The organism is Corallococcus terminator, assembly GCF_003611635.1.
In the GTDB taxonomy this organism is placed as follows: Bacteria; Myxococcota; Myxococcia; order Myxococcales; family Myxococcaceae; genus Corallococcus; species Corallococcus terminator.
On record NZ_RAVZ01000547.1, the window covers coordinates 1 to 3,618 of the forward strand.

5 protein-coding genes are annotated in these 3,618 nt (G+C 69.0%); 2 read left to right on the forward strand and 3 right to left on the reverse strand.

Going from position 1 to position 3,618, the window contains the following annotated elements:
* Positions 1 to 206: 206 nt before the first annotated feature.
* Positions 207 to 590, forward strand: a complete 384-nt coding sequence (locus tag D7V88_RS39790; protein WP_120538085.1) for a HesB/IscA family protein — start codon at positions 207 to 209, stop codon at positions 588 to 590.
* A gap of 92 nt (positions 591 to 682) precedes the next feature.
* On the opposite strand, the gene D7V88_RS39795 is transcribed toward D7V88_RS39790, so the two are convergent.
* The 3 genes from D7V88_RS39795 to D7V88_RS39805 are packed head-to-tail and all read right to left on the reverse strand — an operon-like array spanning position 683 to position 2,709.
* Positions 683 to 1,201: an acyl-CoA thioesterase gene (locus tag D7V88_RS39795; protein ID WP_120545723.1), complete on the reverse strand. Its 519-nt coding sequence runs from the start codon at positions 1,199 to 1,201 to the stop codon at positions 683 to 685.
* 31 nt (positions 1,202 to 1,232) lie between these two features.
* Positions 1,233 to 1,934, reverse strand: a complete 702-nt coding sequence (locus D7V88_RS39800) for a deoxynucleoside kinase (protein ID WP_120545724.1) — start codon at positions 1,932 to 1,934, stop codon at positions 1,233 to 1,235.
* Complete coding sequence (locus D7V88_RS39805) at positions 1,891 to 2,709, reverse strand: glycerophosphodiester phosphodiesterase family protein (RefSeq protein ID WP_120545725.1); 819 nt, start codon at positions 2,707 to 2,709, stop codon at positions 1,891 to 1,893. Before D7V88_RS39805 ends, D7V88_RS39800 begins: the two co-directional genes overlap by 44 nt.
* 159 nt (positions 2,710 to 2,868) lie before the next feature.
* Here D7V88_RS39805 and D7V88_RS39810 point away from each other — a divergent pair.
* A partial coding sequence (locus D7V88_RS39810; RefSeq protein ID WP_120545726.1) for a hypothetical protein occupies positions 2,869 to 3,618 on the forward strand: 750 nt, incomplete at its 3' end.

A 3,618-nucleotide genomic window follows, 5' to 3' on the forward strand; every position in this document is an offset into this window, starting at 1 on the left:
TAGCTTCGTCGGCAGCGTCAGATGGGTATAAGAGACAGGGGCGGGATTCGGGGGGGCCGGCCAGGCGCCGGGCCAGCTCGGCCGGGGAGATTTCAGGGATGGGCATGGGGGTTATCTTGTGTTCTCACCGGAAGGGGCCCGTGGGGTCCCATGGCTTTTCAGGCGCCAGGGCGTTATGAGGCGCCGTTCACGAGGAGTTTAAGCACATGGACACTTCCACCGCCGTCGCCGGCTCCACGCCGGTCTCCCAGCCCGCCGCCAATGTGCCCGTCCAGTTGACGGCCGCCGCCCTCGCCCAGGTGAAGACGGTCATCCAGGCCCAGGGTTTCCAGGACTACTTCTTCTCCATCCGCGTGGTGCCGTCCGGCTGCAGCGGCCTGGGCTACGACCTGAACCTCGTGAAGGAGTCCAAGGCCGGCGACCAGATCTGGGAGCAGGACGGCGTGAAGATCGCCACCGACGCGCTGAGCGCCCAGTACCTGTCGGGCACGCACATCGACTACGTCACCAGCATCACCGGCGCGGGCTTCAAGTTCGAGAACCCGAACGCCAAGTCGTCCTGCGGCTGCGGCACGTCGTTCACGACCTGAGTCGCGCTGACAGGTGAAGCAGGGCAGGGGCCGGGTTGGGACGCCAGACAGGCGTGCCCCCGGCCCTTCGCTTGTCCTGCGCGCCCGGAGGCTCAGGCGCCGGCCACGGGCTTCATGACCTTCATCCAGGACTGCTCCTCCTTGCCGCGGCCCCGGCGCTGGGCCCGGCGGGCCTCGGCCTCCGCGAAGGCGTCGCGCTCCGCGTCCGTCTCCAGGAGCAGCGGGGGCACCGGCACGCCCTTGCCGTCCTTGTCCTGGGTCACGAAGGTGAGCAGCGCGCTGGTGGTGAGGTGGCGCTCGCCCGTCAGCGGGTTCTCCGCGTGCACGGTGACGCCCACCTCCAGCGACGTGCGGAACGTGGCGAGCACGCGCGAGTGGAGCAGGGCAATCCAGCCCACGCGGATGGGGGCGTGGAAGTGCAGGTCGTCCATGGACGCCGTCACCACGACCTGACGGCAGTGGCGCTGGGCGGCCACGGCGCCGCAGATGTCGATCCACTGCATCACCTTCCCGCCGAACGCGGCGTTCAGGTTGTTGGCGTCCGGGGGGAGGATGAGCTGCGTCATCACCACTTCGGAGTCGCGCGGGCTCTTCGGGGTCAGGTCGTGCATGGCCCCGAAGCGTGTAACGGAAGGCGCGGCGTCAGGCCAGGAATGCGGAGACGCGGTCGAGGAACTCCTCGCGGCCCGGGCCCCGGCGGATGTCCTGCTTGGACACGTCCACCACCAGGCAGTCCACGCCGTACTTCTCCTGGAGCACCTGCGGGAAGCCCGCGTAGTAGCCGTTGAGGCCCTTCAGGAACTGCTTGCCGATGCCCTTCTCCTCCGCCCGGCCGCGCGTGCGGATGCGCTGGAGCAGGACCTCTTCCGAGGACACGTCGAAGCAGATGACCTTGTCGGGCCGGACGATGTGGCGCGACAGCCGCTGGAAGTACTCGTAGTACAGGTCCAGCTCCGCGTTCGTCATGTGCCCCAGGCCGTGCAGGTACTTGGCGAAGATTTCCGGGTCCTCGTACAGGGTGCGGTCCTGCACGCAGCTCTTCCTCACGGAGTGGATGAGCTCGTGGTGCTCCACGCGCCGGATGAGGAACTCCAGTTGCAGCGTGAACGACCACCGCGACATGTCGCCGTAGTAGTCACGCAGGAAGCGGTTGTCGATGACGGGCTCGTCGAACAGTTCGAAGCCGAAGCCCTGGCTGATCATCTTCGCGGCCGTGGTCTTGCCCGCGCCGATGTTGCCCGCGAGCGCCACGAAGCGCCGGGCGCGCGCGTGCGGTGGGGCGGGGCATGGAGCTGAAGGCTTAGCCCGGCTTTCCGGAGGCGTCCATTCGCTGGCGGAGCAGATCCGGCCGGTCCGTCATGATGCCGCCGATGCCCTCCTGGAGCAGCCGGTCCATCTCCGCCGGATCATCCACGGTCCACACGTTGATCCACTTGCCGCGCTCCGCCGCGGCCTTCAGCAGCGCGTCATCCACCAGCCGCACCTCACCGAAGTACAGCGGCATGTCGAGCACCGAGTAGCGCGCGTCCTCCGGCGGCGCCTCACCCGCCTTGAGCGTCAGGATGAACGCGGCCAGCGCATCCCGCGGATAGAAGTGGCACGCGTCGGGCAGCACCCGCACCAGCCGCTCCGCGATGGCGTCCTGCTCGCTGCCCAGGCAGACCCGGCCCAGGGCGTCTTCCTCGGTCAGCAGGCGGGCGAGCACGTCCTCGGCGCCCGGGACGTCCGGCTTGAGTTCCACGTTGATGCGCAGGGACGGAAAGGCGCGCAGCACCTCGCGCAGCGTGGGCAGGCGCACGCCCCGGCCCCGGAAGGGAAAGGTGCGCCCGGCGTCCGGGCTGAACCGATACCCCGCGTCCAGCCGGCGCAGTTCCTCCAGGGTGCGCGCCGCGAGCGGGCCCTCCGCGTCGGTGCAGCGCTCCAGCGTGTCGTCGTGCGCGACGATGACTTCGCCGTCGCGCGTCAGATGCACGTCGAGCTCCAGCATGTCGGTGCGGTGCTGCTCCACCGCGAGGCGGAAGGCCTCCAGGGTGTTCTCTGGCGCCACCAGCGCTCCGCCGCGGTGCGCGATGTGCAACGTGGGCTTCAGACCCTGCAAAAACGTGTCACGCGGCAGCATTGATCCACCTATTCCTGAATTCACAACGATGTCACGGGCAGGGGGCCGGTCCGTTCCTTGCCGGCCCTGGTGAGCGGCCGGTATAAGGGCCTGAATCCTCAGCCCGACAGGCGTCGGACTTCAAGAAGCGCGGCGCCCTCACCCCCCGGAGACATACGAATGGAACTGCGCAAGAAACTGGGCGCCGCGGCGCTCCTGGCTGCGACTGCGATTGCCACGGCGGCCGGCTGTGGTGGCCGTGACAACGATCCCGATCCCGTCCCCGACGCTGGCTGTACGGGTGTCTGCAGCACGGACGCGGGCACGAACACCGACGCTGGCACGACGGACGCGGGCACGACGGACGCGGGCACGACGGGGCAGATCGCCGCGGCGCGCAAGCTGTCGTTCGGCAGCAAGGCGACGCTGCGCAACGTGGTCGTCACGGGCGTGCACTACGAGAAGCTGAGCGAGCTGGGCAACAGCTCCTGGCGCTCGTACTTCTGGGTGACGGATCCGGCCGCCCCGAAGGACGGCCTGTTCATCCACAAGTTCTACACGGACACGCCGGACGCGTACCGCCCGCAGCCGGGCGACACGGTCGACATCGAGGGCTACTTCGGCACGGAGCCCAACTACGAGCCGTTCTCCGGCCGTCGTCACCACCTGGCCAACCAGCGCACGCCCGCCGTACCGCTCGCCATCACCCCCAAGACGACCGACGCGGGCGTGGGCGGCATGCCCCCGGCCAACGAGGTGACGGTCGAGCAGCTCGAGGCGTCGCTCGGCCTGGGCCAGAACAGCGCGGCCTTCCTGGGCACGCGCGTGCACCTGGCGGGTCCGCTGACGCTCACCAACCCCACGCCGGAGGCCCTCAAGCGCCTGGACAGCTCCGGCACGCCCCCCATCTATTACGGCTTCGAGGTCGGC